Origin of the sequence: Nitrosomonas sp. Nm51 (assembly GCF_900111165.1) — a bacterium.
In the GTDB taxonomy this organism is placed as follows: Bacteria; Pseudomonadota; Gammaproteobacteria; order Burkholderiales; family Nitrosomonadaceae; genus Nitrosomonas.
In genome coordinates this window covers 1-20,879 of sequence record NZ_FOGH01000034.1, presented here as the reverse complement: position 1 = coordinate 20,879, position 20,879 = coordinate 1, and the positions used below count along the sequence as shown (strand labels likewise).

The following is a 20,879-nucleotide window of genomic DNA, read 5'->3' as shown; positions in this document are numbered from 1 at the left end:
ACTAAAACGAAACGTTTGGCGCTGCCTGAATCCGGGCGCTGTCTTCAAATTCCAGCAGGGAAGCGTCTTCGCGATGGCCAAACAGACTGGCAAAAACCACCGGCGGAAATGACTGTTTGTAGTTGTTATAGTCCATCACCTGATCATTATAAGCCTGGCGGGCAAAAGCCACTTTATTTTCCGTGCTGACCAACTCTTCGCTCAATTGCATCATATTCTGATTGGCCTTGAGCTCGGGATACGCTTCCAGCACGACATTGAATTTTCCCATCGCGCTGGCCAGTTGGCCTTCCGCACCGATCAATCCGCGTATCGCATTGGCATTGGTCGGATCCGAAGCCGCCGCAGCCAGATTATTGGCCGCCGCATTACGCGCAGCGATCACTGCTTCCAGCGTTTCCCGTTCATGCTTCAGATAGCCTTTGGCTGTTTCAACCAAATTGGGAATCAAGTCATAACGGCGCTTTAACTGTACTTCAATCTGTGCAAACGCATTTTTGTAGCGATTACGCTTGGTCACCAGATTATTGAAAATAGCGATGATATAAAAAACGCCCATCGCCAGCACAACCAACACCACAATCGCAGCAATTTCCATTCATTTCTCCTGTTTGAAGATCAAGCGCTATCAGGCTATAGAAACAAAACCAGCGTTAACATGATGCAGGCTGTCATTGGTAATGTAAAGCACGAGCAGTTTAATTGGCGGGTGACGCAGGTTTATCCGTCCTGCAGTGCTACACTTATTGTTGATATAGACCGAGCGTCATCACCCGGCTTAAAAAACTGAAATGTTTATCCAAAGTATAAACCAGACAATCATTGTCCATCGCATTCTGAGCGATAATTAAATCAGGAATCCCCACGCCATTTGCACCTGCTTTCAGACACTTTACCTGAAATTCAATGATCTCTTCCCAATCGATATTCAAAGGAATCTGTTTAATTTCCTGCAGCAATTGAATAACAGTGATTTGATTTCTGATTTTCAAATAGGGCACGAGCTCGGTCAGGATAATGTCATTGATAACAAGCAGATTTTCATCAATCAAATTATCCAACGCTGCGGAATGCGCCCCACTGCGAAAATAGTCTATCCATATCGACGTATCAACCAGAACCCGCATTAACTGCGGTTCCGTAAGGTATCGAGATCAATTTCCAGATCAATTTTCCCTTTATATCGCTTGATATTTGCAATTTTTGATTTTCTGATCAATTCTTCCAGCGCCAATACAATAACACCCGTTTTAGTACGCGTATGTGTCAGCTTCATTGCTTCGCTCAATAGATCCTCTGGCAAATCAATCGTTGTACGCATATTTTTTCTCCTCAATGATGCATAACATATTAGCTAACAATGCATATACTTTCAATTCTGGATGCGTTAACTGACTGATGGATGTCGTCGCCACATCCGTGGCGGAAAAGTTTCGGCGTCGTTGCCATGCATTCGTATCCAATTGCATGAAAACCGATTATGCAGACAGATACCGTGGTTCGGAAAGTGCATTTTGAGCTGCGGCATGATTTTCTTTAAATTATTGGTATCATTATTCACGCGCTGCCTTGTTTTGACATTCCTTGTATTCCAGATAAAATTTTTCATTACAATTACCATACATGAACCCGCGATTCGGATATTGAGAATACTTGTTCCATTTATCCGTTTTTACTGAATTGACGCACCGCAACCCGTTCAGCAAACAAAAAATAAGCGTGGACAATAAGGAACAATCGGCATCTGCTGCAAACGGCTGCCATATCATTCAGGGAGTATGTTGTTACCGGTTTTGCATGCAATTGCATGGACACTTTCCGGCCAAATGGCATCTAATCAAGCAATACTCAGAAAATTTAACCAGTACGGATAATGAGAAGATTTTCAAAAATTTTGCGTTATGTTGCCGCTGCGCTTGCGGGTTGCAGTGTGTTGTCGGTGCTGTCTGTATGGCTGTTGATTTTCGGCAGTCTGCCGCAGTATGAAGGCAAGGCGCACTTTTCTGCGCTTTCCGCCGCAGTGACAGTCGAGCGCGATGCGCTCGGCAGTGTGACGATTACCGGCCAGGACAGGCATGACATTGCCGGCGCGCTTGGCTATGTGCACGCACAGGAACGTTTCTTTGAAATGGATCTGATGCGCCGCCAGGCCGCCGGTGAACTGGCAGACATATTCGGCAAAGCCGCATTGCCGCTGGATATGGAAATCCGGCAATACCGCATGCGCGCCCGCGCCAGGGAATTTCTGGAGCAGTTGCCGCGCGATCAGCGGGCATTGCTGAAAGCCTACCGTGCCGGTGTGAATAAAGGGCTCGAGGCACTGGCCGTTCGTCCCTACCCGTATTTGCTGACGCGCACGCAACCCGTACAATGGGTTGAAGAAGACAGCCTGCTGGTTATTTTCTCCATGTTCGTCACGCTGAACGATCCAAACAGCAGACGCGAACTCGGATTATCCTATCTGCATGCGGAACTGCCGGATGCCCTGTACCGGTTTTTAACCGCAGGCGGCGGCTCGTGGGATACGCCGTTAACTGGAGACCCTCTGGAATGGCCGTCCATACCGTCCGCCGACGATTTCAACCTCAGGGAAAAAGACGCACCCCTGCTGACGACCATGGTTGCGTTTGACGAATCGATACCGGGTAGCAATAACTTCGCGGTTGCAGGAAACCTGGCGGCCATGACCGACGGCGCGGCGCTGGTCGCCAACGATATGCACTTGACGTTGCGTGTGCCGAATCTGTGGTTTCGCACGCGGCTGATCGCGCGTGAAAAACCTGCATACGATTCTCATTATTCAGTCGATGTCACCGGCATCACCCTGCCGGGCGTGCCAGCGGTTGTTATCGGTTCCAACCGCCATATCGCCTGGAGTTTCACCAACAGCTACGGCGATTTTATCGACTGGGTACGCATCATGCGTGACCCCGAGGATACGTCGCGTTACCTCGGCACTTCCGGCTGGCAATCGATACGCAGTTACCAGGAAACCATTCACATCCGCAATGCGCCTGCAAAAGAAATCACGGTGCATGAGACCGAGTGGGGGCCGATTGTCGCGCGTGATCACGATGGCGTTCCGCTGGCTATGGCCTGGACAGCGCTTCAGCCGGGCGCCATTAATCTTGACCTGATCAAACTGGAAAATGCACAACATGTTGATGACGCTGCAGAAATCGCACAACAAACCGGCATGCCCCCACAGAATTTTATTGTCGGCGACAGACACGGCAATATCCTCTGGACGATTGCCGGGCGCATACCGGTGCGTACCGGCGGCTTCGACCCTCTACTGCCTGCCGACTGGTCGAAACCTGAAACGGGGTGGCAGGGCTGGCTGCATCCCGCCGATTACCCGTTGATTCGCAACCCGGAGTCAGGACGATTGTGGACAGCTAATACACGCACTGTTGCCGTCGAGCAACTGCCAATACTTGGTGACGGCGGTTATGATTTAGGCGCGCGTTCCAGACAGATACGCGACAGTATTTTTGCGCGCGACCGCTTCTTTGCCGATGACCTGTTTACGATCCAGCTTGATCATCGCGCAATACTTTATATACGCTGGCACGCATTGCTGATGGAAACGTTAAATCACGCTGAGAATACCGCATTGCATACGCAAGTAGAAGACATTCTGAAAAACTGGGACGGCCAAGCGGCGGTTGATTCGGTTGCTTACAGAATTGTTCGCGGTTTCCGCCAGGAAGTCATTAAAACCCTGCTTAATGCCTATACGGCAGAGATAAAGCAACGTCACCCCGCGTTCCAGCTGCCGCGTCTGAATCAAATCGAGCATGCCGTCTGGCGGCTGATTGAACAACGCCCCCCGCATCATCTGCCCCAGCCCTACGACGACTGGCATGCATTGATTTTCTCATGTCTGCAACAGGTGATTGCCGGTTTGCATCAACAGTCAGGCGATATCAGCGCCCGCACATGGGGTGAAAAAAACGCGGCACATATCCGGCACCCGCTGAGTCAGCACCTGCCTGAATGGATTGCCGGATGGCTTGACATGCCGAACGACCCGCTGCCTGGGGACATGCACATGCCGCGGATTCAGACACCAACCTTTGGCGCGTCACAGCGCTCGGTCGTCGCACCAGGGCAGGAAGAAGCGGGATATTTCGATATGCCGGGCGGTCAGAGCGGGCATCCGTTATCGCCTTACTATGGCAGCGGTCACGCCAGCTGGGTATCGAACGAACCGGCGCCTTTCATGCCGGGCAAAGCAGAAAAGACGCTGTATCTCGTTCCGTAAAAACCGGGAAATCAGTTTCAAAGGGATGACAGGCCGCTGTTACCGGTTACGGTACGATCCAGTCGGCGGCAACGTTGAATGCATTTTCTCCCGTTGCATCAGGTGTCAGCACATACCCCCCCTTGGACATGACGCGCTGTTCCGGCCCCAGAGAAAAAGACGGGTAGATCCCGGGATGCTGACTACTCTCGACTTCATGCTCAATACGTTCCACCAAATAATCCCGGTAGTAATGCTCAAACAAATGACGCGTACTGTCGCGCAGCACGTTCATGCCGTAATGACTGAGCAATTGGACTTGTTCATGGTTTATCGGCAGGCCTCTTGACCGCATCCAGCCGCGAACTCTGAAAGCGTCGGCCTGATACGCCTGCGGCAGCGAAAACGGCCATGTTATATGCAGATTGCCGAGTAACGGCGACAGCAAATCGCCGTTGTTGCGGGTCATCCGTTTTCTGATGACATGCGCGGGAACAAATACCGGCGAATCTTTGACACCGGAATGAAGCAAGGCTTTCAGGATCGAATCACTGTCCGGCTCACCCCAGATGACAATACCGACATCGGGTTCATTGCGTTCACCCAGTCCGCGCAAAAGCATCTCCAACTCCTGCGGGGTATCAAACGCGATTGTCCGAATCCTGATTTCGGGCAGGCGCGCAGCCAGTTGACCTGCCAGACGCGACGCCGGTTCGACACCGTAGCGGCTGGTATCATGCAGTTGGATCACACGTTCCGGACGATTCCGCATGTTCTTCAGATAAACGCCGAGAATATCGGCCTCCAGTTCCAGCCCGCGCGTGTAATAAAAATTGTATCCGCCTGATTCCCGCTCACGCTGCGGCAATTCAGTCAGCGGAAACAGGCAGGGCAATTCCATTTCGTCGCAAAAATCGGCGACAGGCGCCCATGAGCCATTGACCATCCCGTTCACTACCGCAAAAACCGGCTGCTGCCGCTGATACAGCGCCAATTGGTCGCGCCATTTTTCCTGCCGGCCGTCCAGCTCCCATACATGCAACTTCCACAGCCGCGTTGAGCTGCGAACATCCATGCCATATGCGCGTGCCGATGATTCATGGGCAATATCACTGTAAAGCCGTTCGTTATACCACTTGACGTACGCTTGCATGGACGCCAGCATGCTGTCGCGCGCGCCGGGTTCGACCCCGTGACTGACAACCGTTGCAATATGCAGAAAATGATCGTCCACCCCAGGTGATGCCGCTTTGGAAAGCGTGGCCAGGTATGCCGCAAGATTGGCAACATCCCGGTCGTCAAGCCGGTAACGCGGCATCAGCTGATCGAATTCGGTTCCTGATGGATTGCGCCCCTCACGAAGCGCCTCGGCCAATGTTGCAGTGGTATAGGCCGGGCGCGCCCTGGGCATCCTGACGCGCACCCAGTGCTGAATATTCTGCGCTTCAAGGAATGCGGCACGGAAACGGTCATTACGATCCCGCCGGCTTGGCCGGTAGACAAATCCGGCTGCAATTGGCGGCACATAATACCCGCCTTCACTGCCGCCAAAACCGCTGCGGCGATGGCAACGCAGGCAGGTTGCGTCTTCACCCTGAAAGGTCAGCCCGTTTTGACCAACGGCGTAAACAGGCTCCCCGTTATGGCCGACGCCCTGTTCATACAGTTTTTTCCCCTTTGCGGCATCTCCCTGAGGAAACGCCTGAACCGGCAGGCTAAACTGCAACAGCAAGCCGGCAAACAATGCTGTCAAGCATTTTATTTGAATATGGGCGCAATATTTAAACATAGCGTTACTCCGCGTAAGCGAATCATAAGCCGGGAACATGCACAGCGCGCTGTCCCCGGTTTTCAATAAATAGTCGATATGGCACCAGCCTGTTCGATAGCCAAACGCACTTCCCGCGCAAGATCGCTGCCGCTGACGAGACCTTCCAGCCTTATCCAGGGAGCATTTTTTCCAGCACGTATTAACGTCAACGGTTGATGATTCATTTTGTTTCCGCCAGGGTAAATGGCGTTATAGGCGCGCAATAAATCGTGTATGGCTGTACGGCTGCCTGTTAACAATGTGATTTTTTCTCCTGTATTGAAACGCGCCTGATATTCCCGCAAACGAGCGGGCGTATCATGTTCCGGATCCAGTGAAACCAGAAAAATCCGATAACGGTTCCCTATCCTCTTCAGCTCCGGCAACGCCTGCACCAGATTGGCGGTTATTACCGGGCAGGTACCCGTACAGCTCGTAAAGGCGAGGCTGATGATCACCATTTCTTCCTGCGCCACCGCCGCGGCGAAATCGACTGTATGTTCCCGGGCGTCTATCAGACTTACAGCGGGTGTCCGGTAAGCATGCGCCGAGCGGGCATATTCGGGCTGGTTGTGTGCTTGCGCGCCTGCCGGGACATAACTTATCGTCACAAACAAAACCAGCGCCACCCCTGCGGAAATCAAGCTGCTTCTCAACATAACAGTTCCTGTAAAAAAACCGGTTTGATCAACCGGGTTGCCGATATATCAGGAGTCCGAAAACACCGGACTTCCTGATATCTGCCTTGTTACTGAATGATGCAGTGCATGTCGTATCTCAATGTATCGACCAGATCGCAACATCATGATGCAGCTGATCGAACTGGTAGATACGCAGCCGTTTGCTGGGTTCATGATTCCAGTGGATTTCGAACTGCCGCAATCCCAGGCCGTTGGCACCCGCGGCCTCCATGGTTTCACGCGTCGGCACGGGATGCACCGCTTCAGCGCTTGCTTCACTTACCGAGGTCAATAATTCTTCAGTATCGGCCGATTGTTCTGCTTGCGTCTGCGATTTTTTGCGCAACATACTTTGCGCAATTTTCTCCTGCACGGCGTCCGGCGTCATACTCAGGTTGTAAGCGCTTGATCTTCCTCGTCCAAACGCGTCACTGCCAGCGCCCTCAGTACCAATGGCAGTCTGATTGCTGGCTGCAGCCAGCTTGCCGCCGAATTCCGCCTGGCATTGTTCAATAGTGCGTGCGTTTGTACCTTCGGGCGGAATCGCTGCAGCAACTGGCTGCGGCCCGCCATTGGGCGCCCCCAGTGTCGGCCACCAGTAAGCGCGGCCGAATGTAAACCAGGGCCCGGCGCCGAATTCGGGAATCGTATTTTGAAACGTGTTTTCCCAGCCGCGCAGCCCGCCAAAATCGACAATCATATGCGCACGTTCGAAATAGTCGCCGTTGAGTACCTTGATACGGGTCATATCGCCGCGCCTGTTGAAATTATGCAGTACACGCTGTGATTGATCGACATAACCCCGCGCATCGCCATATAGCGTGTTATTGACATAAAAAAGCGTAATATCGAAGTTGCCATCACGCGCCACCCCTGCCGGCAGCCTGGTTCGATCCTGCCAATCAAAAAAAGCCTGCTCGATTTTGTCAATCATGGCGGCATCGAAGGCCCCCGGATCAAATTTCAACTGTCTGAGCATGCGCCACATCCGTTTGGCGGGCGCAAGATCGCCAATCATGGCGATCGCCGCCAATTTATCGGCTTCACTGGCCATCGGCCCGGAACCGAAGACACAGCGCTCCCAGTCAATCAAATTTACCCCCAATTCCTTGCCCAGGCCGTTTTCCAGCGCCTGGATCCGGGGCGGATGCTTGCGCCATCCCCAGTGGTAAGTCAGCTTGTATTGACGGGCCGGCGGCATGGCGATTTTAAACGTGGTGCGCGTACCATCTTCAACGGGAAAAAAAGTTTGATCGATGCCGAAACCCGGTTTTTTTTCAACATCCGGAATAATCATGCCGTCTTCACCCATGACAGGACCATTAAAAAACATGCCGAACGGGGAAAAATCTTCGCGGCCGCGATTGAGCGCAGAAATTTCATAGGTAATTGTCCACGGCACGTCCAAAACCGCCGTTGGCACAATCAAAGCGGCGTCCGACATGATTCTCTGATCAAAATAAACCTGACGAACAACTGCGTTGCCGCCCGTCACCCGGGCTGGATCGTTGGGATCGTTAAATTCCGGCGTCACATACACTACTTTTTCAGGACCGTTGTAGTGTAACAGCGGCATGCCTGAATATTCCCGCTCCAGCGGATTTCCCTCCAGTATATCGAGACCGAACTGAACCGCTTCGACAAGCGATGTTCCTTCATCAAAGGACTGGCGCAGCAAATAAATAACGGTACGCAAATCGTCCGTCGGTGACAATGGGTTGATACCCACCTCCACAACTGGGTCGGGATGCAGGTTATACGGGTTTTCCGGTGTTGACGGCAAAGAATTCGGAATACGCGGGCCTTCGGTTCCGTCTACCCGGCGCGAACGAACGTCTTCATACACCGTCTGGCACAAATTGGTAGGCAATGCATCGCGTGCATCAGACGGCGGATGCAGACTATCTGCGGTATTCACCACAACCGTCAGGTTATCGTCTTTAAATTCCAGCAAATTGGGCGTCGGCCATTCCGGCATCACCGGCAAACTCGGACAAGCACTATCCGGCGGCGGTTCGGGTAATACACCGTACGGATCATCGGCGGCATAAGTGATTATTACCGGAATATTCGCCATTAAGGCAAACAATCCGATCGGCAATAACGATACGAATATTTTTTTCATGGTTTTCACCTCACATAAAATTAGGTCCGATTCCTCTCGGCCGTTCAACCATATCCTGACGGTCACGCCTGTCATAGATAGGACCGGCCGTGTTCAGACGACGCGGGCCGGCGCGGCGCACTTTGCCGCCGGTGGTTTTACCTGGAAAAACGGACGTTACTCTGCTGACGGCCAGGTCCACATCGGTAATATGCGCAGGAATGCTTCCCCACAAACCGACCTTGGCGTTACCGTAATGAATCAAATCCGCATACATGCGTTGCCGCGGACGCCCGGCTGTCCGGTAAAGCCGGTAGCCCAGCGCAACCACGTCCTCCGGCACAGCGCTCAGGAAATACCAGCCTTCGGGCGCATCAAAGCGGCGGGAAAACTGTGCCAGGCGCTCAGGCTTGTCATTGGCGCAGTCGTAGCTGATGGAAAAAGCAAAGACCTCCCGGCCAAATCGCTCTCCCAGCGCTTTGATTAAAACGGCCATGCTGGCCGTTATTGGCAATTCATCTTCCGCTTCGATTGACATAAAATTGATTATCACCATGCGGTTTTTCAGCAAATCCTGATAAAAACTGAATTGTTGTCCAGTGTGTGCAGTCACCAGCACATCCGGAAAGCCCGCATTATCAGTTTTGTCCAGGATTGTTTGCGTTCGTGCATGCAACGCATCCGGATTTTGAATGCCCAAAGCCAGCGCGGGCAGCGATGTGGCGATCAGCGCGGGCAATGCCGACAACAGCTTACGCCGTTGCGACAAAGGAGAATGCGTCTGGTTCTCGGCCGTTTCAGCTATGGCGCGGGTTGTATTGGTTTCAGAAATCATGATTGATTTCCTCCCCGTCGCCCATTCCCGGCGGAACGATCTGCCACTGGATCATCATCTCGTGATCTTCGTGCACGACATTATGACAATGCATCACATGTATGCCTTCAAAGTCTCTCCAACGGCCGAAAAACGTCACCTCGGTGTTCGGCCCCAGTTCGACAATATCTTTACGGGAATTTAAAAAATCCCCCGGTTTGACCGGCCTGCCATTGATTTCAAGTATCCTGAATTCTTCAAAGTGCGTATGAACCGGGTGCGCCCATGCCGTCCCGCCGTTACGGATAGTCCAGATTTCCGCAGAGCCTTTTTCAATTTTGGCGTCAATCCGGTTGGGGTTGAACAAGCGGCCGTTAACCGTCCATAAACCGTTATCGTAATCGAATACCCAGGTGCGCCGCACACGCGCTTCGGACAGATTGACTGGCGGCAGCGAACGCATAAAATCCGGAATTTGACTTGGATCGGCCGCCTGACGCATCGGTTTTACATCAAAACGCATAATCAGATTGCCTTCGTCAAGCCCGCGCCCGCTCGGACCCGCACCGTCTTCCCGCATCTCCAGACGATTGACCAGATAGACTTGGTCGCCCGGTCTGAATGCTGAAAAATCAATGACAATATCCACCCGGTTGGCAACCCATAAATCGAATGATTGCTTCTCCAGTGGGTGTTCCAGCAGGTTGCCGTCGTTGCTCAACACATAAAACTTGCAGCCTGGATGACTGTCTCCGTTGCGCCCGTGCGCCCTTAGCGAAAGCCGGTAAAGACGCGACGGGCCACCGTTCAGAATACGAAAACGGTATTTACGCGCTTCAACATTCAAAAACGGCTGTATCGTCCGGTTAACGGTTATTTGATCTCCCAACATGCCGAATACCGTAAAATTCGGTGAACCCTTATAGATACGATGCAAAGGTGATTCGGATTGATTGGCGGAATTTTCGATGGGATCGCTGCCGGCCGGGAAAACGCTTGATGTCGGCTCGGGAGACCGGTTTGTGAAAAAATCAAAAACCACTTGCCCGCCCGCGTCAAACTGTACATCATGCAATATCAGGGGGATATCATAATCGCCGCTCGGCAACCGGAATGCATGCGGGTTTCTATCATTTTCATCGTTTGAATCCAGTTCGTCAAACAATAGATAAAACCCGCTCAAACCGGCATACACATTGGGCGCGGTAAAATCGAGGCGATGGTCGTGATACCATAGCGTACTCATGATTTCATGCACGTAATCAAATCCGGCAGGGAAATTACCATAGTGATAATCCCAGAACTCACCCGGATTGAAAAAATTGGTCGGTATGCCATCGCTCTCTGATGCCGTATGCGCATTGTGCAAATGGATGCTGACAGATGGCAGCGCGAACGGCACATGACCCGCACCGACCGGCTTTAACCGATTAAAACGGCGCAGCAGAATCGGTTCACCGTATCTCGCGTGGTAAGTTGGTCCCGGCGTGGTTGCCCGGCCGTTCGCGCCATTGGTAAATCCCCATGACCATGACCCCTGGTTGTAAGGAGGGTCGGAATGATACCGCCACTTAAATTCCCTAATACGTTCAACATAGAATTTTTTCGGCTGGAGTTCCTGATAACGCTGATGTGCCAGTGGATCGGGCGGTAGCGGATGATTCAAATCCGCTTCAGATACCGGTTTTGCTACCGGCATCTTGAATAGCGGAACTTTAAAAGGTGTCACAGGCGGGCTCGGTCTTCCTGCATGACTCGGTGTAAACCCGTCAGGGAATACCAAGCCGCTTTGCGGAAAATTCACTTTACTGTGACCCGAAGTGGCGGCAGCACTTAACGAACCGGCCAATCCCATTTTGAGTAAGTCACGTCTTTTCACTTTATCCTCCATTTGATATAAACTTTCCATCCCGAAAGCTCTGCCAGACAGGCCCTTATAAAAAAGGCCTCAGTTAATCCAGTGAAATATCTCTATAGCAGGCTGATTATTTTTCTTCTCACATGACTTGAAAAATACAGCCAGCCCGTTTCTTGCAGTGTGTGGTGAAATAATTCAAACAAGACTGATCAGGTTGCTGGACGCCATCGGTTTTTTCACTCCAAATTAACCGAAGATTATTAGGTGAAATTGACAATGTATCGCAGCGCCTTCAGTTTGCCTGGAATCAAACTTAATAAACACACCACTATTGACTGGAATTTTTCCGGTTTCGAAAACTTTCTGGCTTGGAGACGATCATAGCCGTACTTGCGCAGAACATGCAGTGACAATAATCACTTCGCTTCGGTATAGCAACCAGTTGAAGTCAATCGAACAGGCTATCGCACGAGCTGCAGAACTTGCGCATTACCGGCCAAAATAAAAATAAGCTATAAAGCGACTCGAAAAAAAACTTGATTTCAAAAAAATGCAGCTTATAATGCGGCACTTTTCAGCAACGACAAAAGGAACGTCATGACATCCATGCATAGCACTTTTACTTCTATCGACTTAACAAGCATACATATCCCTGTCACGTAGCTTTCTTAGAAAGGAATATCCCAATGCTCATACCCATCTCATCCGCTGCTTTTCAAAAGCATGCCCACGCAGAAGTACTGTTTGACACTCATCCCGAAACCAGTCTGGACTTTAACCATGTGCAAGAAAGGCTGTCGCATGGATACGACAAACCGTTTTTACTGGTTGATTCAACTATTGTCCGGCAAAAAACACGCCGTTTTCTAGCCGCCATGCCACGCGTTCGGCCGCATTACGCAGTCAAGGCCAACCCTGACCGCCGGGTTTTGCAAACGCTCGTTGAAGAAGGAGCCGGATTTGAAATCGCCTCCATCGCCGAACTCGATCTACTGCTCGAACTCGGTGTTCCCGCAGCAGAAATTTTTTACAGCAATCCGATGAAGTCCAGGGCATACCTGAATCATGCCGCCAGCAAGGGAGTTGAATGGTATGTTATTGATAGCGTTGAAGAATTACAAAAAATTATCAGTGTTAAGGCCGACGCCAAACTGTATTTGCGTATCGACACACCGAATATCGGCAGTGACTGGCCGCTGGCCGGAAAATTCGGCACCCATCTGGCCGACATTGCACTCATTATTCAGGAAGCCGCCAGACTGAATGCAGACCTTGCCGGCGTTACGTTTCATGTCGGCTCGCAATGCCGCAATCCCCAAAACTGGCGCGTTGGCATTGAGAGAGCCCGCAATGTCTTTACCGAAATGCGCCAGGCCGGACTTGATCCGCGTTTGCTGAATATTGGCGGCGGCTATCCGGTACGCCATCTGAAACCGATTCCATCCATTGAAGTCATCGCCGCAGTCGTCAATGATGCGATTGCCGAACTGCCCGAGCACATTCAAATCATCGCGGAACCCGGCCGTTATCTGGTTTCCGATTCGGCTTATTTTGTCTGCCAGGTCGTCGGCACGGCCGTGCGTAACGAAAAACGCTGGATGTACTGGGATGCAGGTATGTTCGGCGGCATGATCGAAGTCACCGAAGGCCTAAGCTATGAAATCCTGACCGACCGGACAGGAAACTGTGTTCCCTGGTCTATTGCTGGACCCACATGCGATTCAGTGGATATCCTGATGCGCGATGTCATGCTGCCAGCCGATATCCGCGAAGGAGACATGATCTACATTCCCAACACCGGCGCGTATACGACTGCCTACGCAAGTAATTTTAACGGCTTTCCACTGCCCGATGTATATGTGGTTTGACATGCCTTGAAGTAATTCACGACAGGTTGAAACCGGTGAAGCAATCAGCACTTGATTGCTTCACCGGTTAATTCATGATACTCGCCTTGCCTATTGAACAGGCTGTTTCGCTTTTTTTCGTTCCAAAATCACAAAATGATATTCCAGCGGCGCTTCGTTTGCCGTGTTAATTGGCGAAAAATGCTGCTCGCGCGACAATTCATACCATTCGTCGCGGTCAAATTCCGGAAAATAAGTATCGCCATCAAAGGTCCGCTGAATCTCGGTGAGATACATTCGTTGGGATAATGCGATGGCCTGCCGGTAAAGTTGCGCGCCACCGATTACGAAACGCTCTGAAGCGGCCGCCGCCGGGCCACCGGCATTGAACGCATCATCCAATGAATGGGCAACTGTGGCACCGGCCACCCGGAAATCCGTCTGTTTTGTCACGATAATATTGGTGCGTCCGGGTAACGGCCGGCCAATGGATTCATAGGTTTTCCTGCCCATTATAATGGCATGCCCCATGGTAAGCGATTTAAAGCGCCTCAGGTCTGCCGGCAAATGCCAGGGCAGTGTGTTATGCTTTCCGATGACGCCGTTTTTCGCCGTTGCTGCCAGAATGGACAAGCAGGAGACCGTCATACTGCAACAGGCGCTTTGATTGGCGGGTGAGGATGATAATTTTTCAGTATAAAATCATCATAATTAAAGCTGAAAATATCGGCAACATCCCGATTCAACTGCATTTCGGGTAACGGTCTCGGTTCCCGGCGCAGCTGTTCATGCGTCTGTTCGAGATGATTGAGATAGAGATGGGCGTCACCAAACGTATGCACAAACTCGCCTGCCTCCAGCCTGCAAACCTGGGCGATCATCATCGTCAGCAATGCGTAAGACGCAATATTGAACGGCACGCCCAGAAATACATCTGCACTTCTTTGATACAGTTGGCATGACAGCCTCCCATCGGCCACATAAAACTGAAACATAGCGTGACATGGCGGTAAATGCATTTTTTCGAGATCGCCGGCATTCCATGCCGAGACTATCATGCGCCTCGAATCGGGCGTGCGCCTGATTTGATCGATAACCTGTTGGATCTGGTCGATGGGTCCGTCCGGCCCTGTCCATGCACGCCACTGGCGGCCATAAATCGGCCCCAGATCCCCATGTTCATCGGCCCATTCGTTCCATATGGAAACGCCATGCGTTTTCAAATAACGAATATTGGTATCGCCTTTCAAAAACCAGAGCAATTCATGAATAATTGATTTCAAATGACATTGCTTGGTAGTGACCAGCGGAAAACCGTCTTTTAGATCAAAACGCATTTGATAGCCAAATACTGAAAGCGTTCCGGTGCCTGTGCGGTCGCTTTTTTTATGGCCATGCGCCAGGATATGGCGCATCAATTGGAGGTATTGCTGCATACGCTTATCAGAAGCCGGTCAGTTTATCGGGCATAATTGTATTATGCGTGCAAATTACAGACATATCACATCAGGCGTACTATAATAGCATTTCTGATTGCCGGACAGAAACGGCGCGGTGTGGCCGTCATCGATTTTCGGCAATTACCGGATTTTCAAGTGCGTGCCTGAAAGCATTTATAGCACTTTTATCCAAAGGTAAAGGACTGGCATCAAAAACAGCTTGAATGTTACACATCATTTCACTCACTGCCGCACTTCTTTTTTCTGCGCTTGTAACCCGGAAATACCGCGCACGCTGTTCAGTCAGACACAACCGTTTACATACATGTATTCACTTCAATCCTCAACAGGCTCATACATGACTCACCGCGTCATGCCTTATTTTATTTTCAACAGGAAAGCAATCAATGCTGGCAACACTCATCCAGAGCGCTTCTTCATTTGATCCGGAAACAATAAAAGCATCACATATCTTGGTTATTCTTCCGAAACTCGAGAAACTGCCAAAAAAATACGCCATTCCAGGTGCTGATATACTTAACAAACTGCTTGATCGCCGCCGGATAAAGCTCAGCAAAATCAGTCAAACGCCTGTCAGCGCCAATCTGGACAATGGCGCGTTATGTTCCTGGGTCATGATTGACACCGGAAAAACAGTATTCGAACAGCAAACCGCCGTCCGTAAAGCCATTCAGCAGCTACTGACGGAAAACCCCGAAGCACTTCATCTCGCCATTTATGGCAACAACAGCCAGCGGCTTTATTTCTCCGAGATTGCAGTTTATACGGCCTGGATCAACGGCGCCGCGTTGCCTGTACGTAAACAAAAACCTGAAAGGACGTCACTTGCCCATATTTACCTGCACGGATATAAAGATACCGGAAATTTTACCCTGCAGCGCGCACTTGCTGAAGGAAATCTGCTGGCGCGTGGACTGACTGTATTGCCGCCGAATGAACTGACGCCCAAAACCTACTGCGAACAAATCAAAAAACTGGCGAAAAATGAAGGATGGGCGTATCAAGCGCATAGCCTCGGCGAACTCGAGAAAATGGGCGCCGGTGCTTTTTCAGCGGTTGCACAAGGCAGTGACACTGAAGATGCGGCTATCGTCCACCTGCATTTTTCAGGCAGCAATCAAAAGAACCAGAAACATATCGCGCTGGTCGGGAAAGGGATTTGTTACGACACCGGCGGACATAACCTAAAACCGCCGCGCCATATGCTGGGCATGCATGAAGACATGAATGGCTCGGCTGTCGCGCTCGGCATTCTGCTGGCTGCAACGCGCGCCGGTATGCCTTTCGATATTGACTGCTGGCTCGCCATCGCGCAAAATCATATCAGCCCGCGCGCATACAAGCAGAATGACGTAATTACCGCACTAAACGGCCTGACGATTGAAATCATCCATACCGACGCCGAAGGCCGGATGGTGCTGGCAGATACGCTGTCGCTTGCCGAGAAACAAAAACCCGATATCATCATTGATTTTGCAACATTGACCGGCAGTATGCACACTGCCCTGGGTTCGCGCTTTAGCGGTATTTTCTGCAATCAGGAAAGCCTGACACAAAAAGCGCTGGCTGCCGGTAGAAAAAGCGGTGAACGCGTCTGCATCTTTCCGATGGAAGATGACTATGATGAGGAACTGGAAAGCGATATTGCCGATGTAAAACAGTGCGCGCTGGGCGGCGAATACGACCATATTCTTGCAGCACGTTTTCTTCATCGTTTCATTAACGGCACACCCTGGATACACATGGATTTATCCGCAAGCAATCATAAAGACGGGCTCGGCGCGGTAGGCAGTAATATTACGGGATTTGGTGTAAACTGGGCGGTCGAATTGTTTAAGCAGTTGTAACACCGCCGCTAGATCTTTTCCAAGTCGAGCCCCCACTCAAGCGGATTCTCGGCGCTTACAATACTATCCACTGATTTTGAAAGATCAACAACCTCCACGGGAATATGCCCATTGGCACGAATCGAAAAAAACACTTTGACTACCGGTGTAACGAGACTTTTTTCGGATTGTTCGATCACCTTTCCCAGCCTTCCCGACTTCAGCTTTATTAGCGTGCCATTGGGGTAAATACCAATTGTTTTAACAAATGCACGAAATACGGTTTCATCAAAATGACCTCCCTTCCAGACCGCCATTTTTTTTACAGCTTCTGCAGGCTCCCATCCTTTTTTATAGCAGCGTTCAGAAGTTATTGCATCGTATACATCGCAAACGGCACCCATCCGGGCATGCAGTGTCAGTTTGTCCGCCGAGAGTTTGTCGGGATAACCCTGGCCGTCCATGCGTTCATGATGGTGCAAGCATACATCCAGCGCCGGTTCACTCGCTTGATAGACTGTATTGAGTATCTCCCATCCGCGGCGGGGATGGTCCTTAACAATATCAAATTCTTTGTCCGTCAACTTTCCCGGTTTGTTCAACACAGTAATAGGTATGGTCATTTTTCCAATATCATGCAACAATCCCGCCACTCCAACCTGCTTGAGTTCTTCGCCCTGTATTCCCAGTTGCTTCCCCAGTGCGACCATCAGCACACATACGGCAACTGAATGCAGATAGGTGTATTCATCTGCAGTCTTTAACCTGATCAAACTGAGTAGCGCATTGGTGTTACGTTGCATGGATTGATTGATTTCATCAACCAGAACAACCGCCTCGTCGACTTGAACCGCTTTACCCATACGCACTTCATTGAACATGGCCGTCACTGCTTCTTTGGTTTTGGCGTGAATTTTTCGGGCAGTCTGCAATTCTTCCTCAAGCGGTACTTTTTCAGCTTTATTGGTCGCAGGCACAGCCTGAACAGATGGACGGCTGGCCGCTTCAGTTTTAGCCGCTTCAGGCTGCGGCACATCAACATCCCGTCCTTTAGCCGTGTCTATCCAAAGCTCACTGACACCGCAATTGACAAGTTTTTCCAGATCGGTCTGTTTCGACAGCAAAAGCGAATCCTTCCAGAATGGATGTTCCATCCAGTTTCCGCATATCTTATGCACATACATTCCCAGGCGTGCATCGGCAACATGAATTTTTTTAAGCATAGTTCTATGCAGTACGTTTTCGAGTATAAGCGCGTTATCTATCCGATATTGCCGTATTCAGTAAACACCACGGTAACGCTGAACGAGATCATATCAGATAGACAGCGCACTATGAATTTTTTAAACACACTGACTCTCACAAGGAGGCCGGGCATTGCTTTTCTGTACTCAAATACAAAACAGAAGAAAGATAAAAGAACCAAATGTACTGGTCAATCGCAAGCTAACCGTCAATGTCAGTGGTACAATTCTGTCTGACAGTACCGTCAAACCTATCTTTCAGTGTGTTCCGAAAAATCAGCATTCAAACAGCTCACATTCTATTAAAATCTGGACAACTTGAAATCTGAAATAACCGGATATATCGGATATAAATCCGAAACAATCCTTTTACCGGAGCTTTTTATGTCAACTATCGAATCCGTCTTAAATGAATCGCGCATTTTTTCTCCGAGTTCTGAGTTTGTGCAGCAAGCCAATGTTTCCGGACCCGAAGCCTATCAGAAACTATGCAACGAAGCTGAAGCAGATTATCAGGCGTTCTGGGCACAACAAGCCAGAAAACATATCCTCTGGCACAAACCGTTTACGCAAATACTGGATGACAGCGACCCGCCTTTTTTTAAGTGGTTCTCAGACGGCGAATTAAACGTATCGTACAATTGTCTTGACCGTCATTTGACTACACAGCCCGACAAAACCGCAATTATTTTCGAGTCGGATGAAGGAGAAGTCATACGCGCAACTTATCGTGAACTACATCAGCAAGTTTGCAAACTGGCCAATGCCCTAAAAGCGCACAACATTACAAAAGGCGACCGTGTTGTGATCTACATGCCGATGCGTATCGAGGCAGTCGTCGCGATGCAGGCCTGCGCACGCATTGGTGCGATTCACTCAGTGGTGTTCGGTGGATTTTCATCCAAAAGCCTGCATGAGCGCATTACAGATGCAGGTGCAAAAGCGGTTATTACGGCAGATGCGCAAGTGCGCGGCGGCAGGCACCATGCGCTCAAGGCCACGGTAGATGAAGCTTTGAGCATGGGTGGGACCGAATCTGTCAACACCGTTATCGTTTATCGGCGTTCAGGTTGTGAGATAGCGTTTAACCCTGCGCGCGATGCCTGGTGGCATGAAATCATGCAGGATACTGGCAGCGACTGCGAACCGGAATGGGTGAATGCCGAGCATCCGCTGTTCACACTGTATACCTCTGGCTCAACCGGCAAACCCAAAGGCGTGCAGCATTCCAGCGCCGGTTATCTGCTGGGGACAATGGTCAGCATGGAGTGGGTTTTTGATTACAAGCCGTCCGATATTTTCTGGTGTACCGCGGATGTTGGCTGGGTTACCGGTCATAGCTACGTGACTTACGGACCGCTTGCGATGGGTGCAACCCAGATCATCTTTGAAGGCGTTCCAACCTACCCGCACCCCGGAAGATTCTGGGAAATTATCGACAAGCATCATGTCACAACATTTTATACCGCACCCACTGCAATCCGCTCATTAATCAAACTTGGATCGGATCTGCCAGATCAATATCACTTGTCATCCTTACGTCTACTCGGTTCAGTGGGCGAACCAATTAACCCGGAAGCATGGATGTGGTTTTATGAAAAGGTCGGCCGTTCGCGCTGTCCTGTTGTTGACACCTGGTGGCAGACGGAAACCGGTTGCCATATGATCGCGCCGCTTCCGGGCGCACTTTCGCTCAAACCTGGCTCCTGCACCCTGCCGCTGCCCGGAATTTTTGCGGCGATTGTCGATGAAAGCGGTTCGGAAGTTGCACGTGGCAGCGGCGGATTTCTGGTCATTAAAAAACCGTTCCCGTCACAACTGCGTACCCTGTGGAAAGATCCGGAACGTTTTAAGAAAGCCTATTTCCCGCAGGATATTGCAGGCGGCCGCTACTATTTAGCGGGCGACTCCGCTCACCGCGATGAAAATGGCTATTTCTGGATTATGGGACGCGCAGACGATGTACTCAACGTCTCCGGCCACCGTTTGGGCACCATGGAAATCGAATCGTCACTTGTCGCCAGTCCGTTGGTTGCCGAGGCAGCAGTTGTCGGCAAACCGCACGAAGTCAAAGGCGAAGCCATTATTGCTTTCGTCGTGCTGAAAGGCGATTTTCCACAGGAAAAAGACAAGGCCCGGATTGTGGAAGAACTGCGTGAGTGGGTTGCACAGGAGATCGGACCGATTGCCAAACCCGAAGAAATACGCTTCGGCGAAAATCTCCCCAAAACCAGATCCGGCAAAATCATGCGCCGCCTCTTGCGTACGTTAGCCAAAGACGAGGAAATCACCCAGGATGTTTCAACCCTGGAAAATCCGGCGATACTCGATCAATTACGGCAGACACATTAATTCCGGCCGCAGCGGCCCACAACCAAAAGTAGTGGGAAGAACGACCAACAAAACAAGCAAAATCATTATTTACAAATTGTCGTCAGGTGCGGGTGAGATACTGGAAGTGGTACATGCCGAGGTTTAGGATGTGGACAATCTTGCCATCGTTATTGCCAATGCCATAGGTGTAGCGACCGGCCCGCTGTAAGGTTCCATCGCGCAATGTCCACCACTGTATTTCTACACTGCGGTTATACAGCTCACATATTCTGGATACGGTAGGCTCGGAGTTTTCTAGAAAGCCGTTGTGGTATATGGGTATTCCTGACCTGATACCCTGGGCGTCTAGATTGTCGACATTTCTATTGAGTCCTCCGCCAATGGAGAATATCAGGCAGTTGTTACTGTTACCCGGCACGTTATGAACCCTGTAAGAGTTTCCCTGGTTATCCTGAAGGATGCTATCGTTTTGCCAAAGGTTTTTGGTTTCTTCTTGCTTGGACTTTCCTTTTTTCTTACTTACTTTGTTATTCTTTTTAGAGGTTTTCTTTTCCGGTAGTTTGACCTGGTCAAGTAAAACCGGACACCTCAGTTAAGCCACTTTTGTCGAGTATTTTGTTGCTTCTGCTTCAAATTGATTTGGACTTTTGTAATCC

General features: G+C 50.6%; 16 protein-coding genes. 4 read left to right on the top strand and 12 right to left on the bottom strand.

Annotated elements, in window-relative coordinates; all coding sequences use genetic code 11:
* Position 1 precedes the first annotated feature (1 nt).
* The 3 genes from BMY60_RS10845 to BMY60_RS10835 form a co-directional block, all read right to left on the bottom strand.
* Positions 2-598 carry a LemA family protein gene (locus tag BMY60_RS10845; protein ID WP_090333575.1) on the bottom strand — a complete coding sequence of 199 codons (597 nt, stop codon included), beginning with the start codon at positions 596-598 and terminating at the stop codon, positions 2-4.
* A 145-nt stretch (positions 599-743) separates the two neighbouring features.
* Complete coding sequence (locus BMY60_RS10840) at positions 744-1,127, bottom strand: PIN domain-containing protein (protein ID WP_090333574.1); 384 nt, start codon at positions 1,125-1,127, stop codon at positions 744-746.
* Positions 1,127-1,321, bottom strand: a complete 195-nt coding sequence (locus BMY60_RS10835; RefSeq protein WP_090333573.1) for a type II toxin-antitoxin system VapB family antitoxin — start codon at positions 1,319-1,321, stop codon at positions 1,127-1,129. The genes BMY60_RS10840 and BMY60_RS10835 overlap by 1 nt, the downstream gene beginning before the upstream one ends.
* Before the next feature lie 552 nt (positions 1,322-1,873).
* On the opposite strand from BMY60_RS10835, the gene BMY60_RS10825 reads away from it, so the two are divergent.
* Positions 1,874-4,267 carry a penicillin acylase family protein gene (locus BMY60_RS10825; protein ID WP_090333571.1) on the top strand — a complete coding sequence of 798 codons (2,394 nt, stop codon included), beginning with the start codon at positions 1,874-1,876 and terminating at the stop codon, positions 4,265-4,267.
* 46 nt (positions 4,268-4,313) lie between these two features.
* On the opposite strand, the gene BMY60_RS10820 is transcribed toward BMY60_RS10825, so the two are convergent.
* From BMY60_RS10820 to BMY60_RS10800, 5 genes are all read right to left on the bottom strand, one after another.
* Complete coding sequence (locus tag BMY60_RS10820; RefSeq protein WP_090333569.1) at positions 4,314-6,035, bottom strand: c-type cytochrome; 1,722 nt, start codon at positions 6,033-6,035, stop codon at positions 4,314-4,316.
* A gap of 62 nt (positions 6,036-6,097) precedes the next feature.
* Complete coding sequence (locus BMY60_RS10815) at positions 6,098-6,715, bottom strand: SCO family protein (RefSeq protein WP_090333568.1); 618 nt, start codon at positions 6,713-6,715, stop codon at positions 6,098-6,100.
* Between the two features lie 118 nt (positions 6,716-6,833).
* Positions 6,834-8,861 (bottom strand): hypothetical protein, encoded by a 2,028-nt coding sequence (locus BMY60_RS10810; protein ID WP_090333566.1) that lies wholly within the window; start codon positions 8,859-8,861, stop codon positions 6,834-6,836.
* 10 nt (positions 8,862-8,871) lie between these two features.
* Positions 8,872-9,675 carry an SCO family protein gene (locus tag BMY60_RS10805; RefSeq protein ID WP_090333565.1) on the bottom strand — a complete coding sequence of 268 codons (804 nt, stop codon included), beginning with the start codon at positions 9,673-9,675 and terminating at the stop codon, positions 8,872-8,874.
* Entirely contained in the window at positions 9,665-11,533 is a 1,869-nt protein-coding gene (locus tag BMY60_RS10800) for a multicopper oxidase family protein (RefSeq protein WP_218141683.1), read from the bottom strand. Before BMY60_RS10800 ends, BMY60_RS10805 begins: the two co-directional genes overlap by 11 nt.
* Before the next feature lie 665 nt (positions 11,534-12,198).
* Here BMY60_RS10800 and BMY60_RS10795 point away from each other — a divergent pair.
* Complete coding sequence (locus BMY60_RS10795; protein WP_090333563.1) at positions 12,199-13,380, top strand: type III PLP-dependent enzyme; 1,182 nt, start codon at positions 12,199-12,201, stop codon at positions 13,378-13,380.
* A 90-nt stretch (positions 13,381-13,470) separates the two neighbouring features.
* On the opposite strand, the gene BMY60_RS10790 is transcribed toward BMY60_RS10795, so the two are convergent.
* Positions 13,471-14,007, bottom strand: a complete 537-nt coding sequence (locus BMY60_RS10790) for a dihydrofolate reductase (RefSeq protein ID WP_090333562.1) — start codon at positions 14,005-14,007, stop codon at positions 13,471-13,473.
* Positions 14,004-14,795: a thymidylate synthase gene (locus tag BMY60_RS10785; protein ID WP_090333560.1), complete on the bottom strand. Its 792-nt coding sequence runs from the start codon at positions 14,793-14,795 to the stop codon at positions 14,004-14,006. Before BMY60_RS10785 ends, BMY60_RS10790 begins: the two co-directional genes overlap by 4 nt.
* A gap of 410 nt (positions 14,796-15,205) precedes the next feature.
* Here BMY60_RS10785 and BMY60_RS10775 point away from each other — a divergent pair, with 410 nt between their 5' ends.
* A complete protein-coding gene (locus BMY60_RS10775; RefSeq protein WP_090333558.1) occupies positions 15,206-16,666 on the top strand; it encodes a M17 family metallopeptidase in 1,461 nt (486 codons plus the stop codon).
* Between the two features lie 8 nt (positions 16,667-16,674).
* On the opposite strand, the gene BMY60_RS10770 is transcribed toward BMY60_RS10775, so the two are convergent.
* Positions 16,675-17,868: an HD-GYP domain-containing protein gene (locus BMY60_RS10770; protein WP_090333556.1), complete on the bottom strand. Its 1,194-nt coding sequence runs from the start codon at positions 17,866-17,868 to the stop codon at positions 16,675-16,677.
* A 405-nt stretch (positions 17,869-18,273) separates the two neighbouring features.
* On the opposite strand from BMY60_RS10770, the gene acs reads away from it, so the two are divergent.
* Positions 18,274-20,241, top strand: a complete 1,968-nt coding sequence (gene acs, locus BMY60_RS10765; protein WP_090333581.1) for an acetate--CoA ligase — start codon at positions 18,274-18,276, stop codon at positions 20,239-20,241.
* A gap of 82 nt (positions 20,242-20,323) precedes the next feature.
* Here acs and BMY60_RS15440 read toward each other — a convergent pair whose 3' ends face one another.
* On the bottom strand, positions 20,324-20,641 hold the full coding sequence (locus tag BMY60_RS15440) for an OTU domain-containing protein (protein ID WP_143057430.1): 318 nt from the start codon (positions 20,639-20,641) through the stop codon (positions 20,324-20,326).
* Positions 20,642-20,879: the final 238 nt, after the last annotated feature.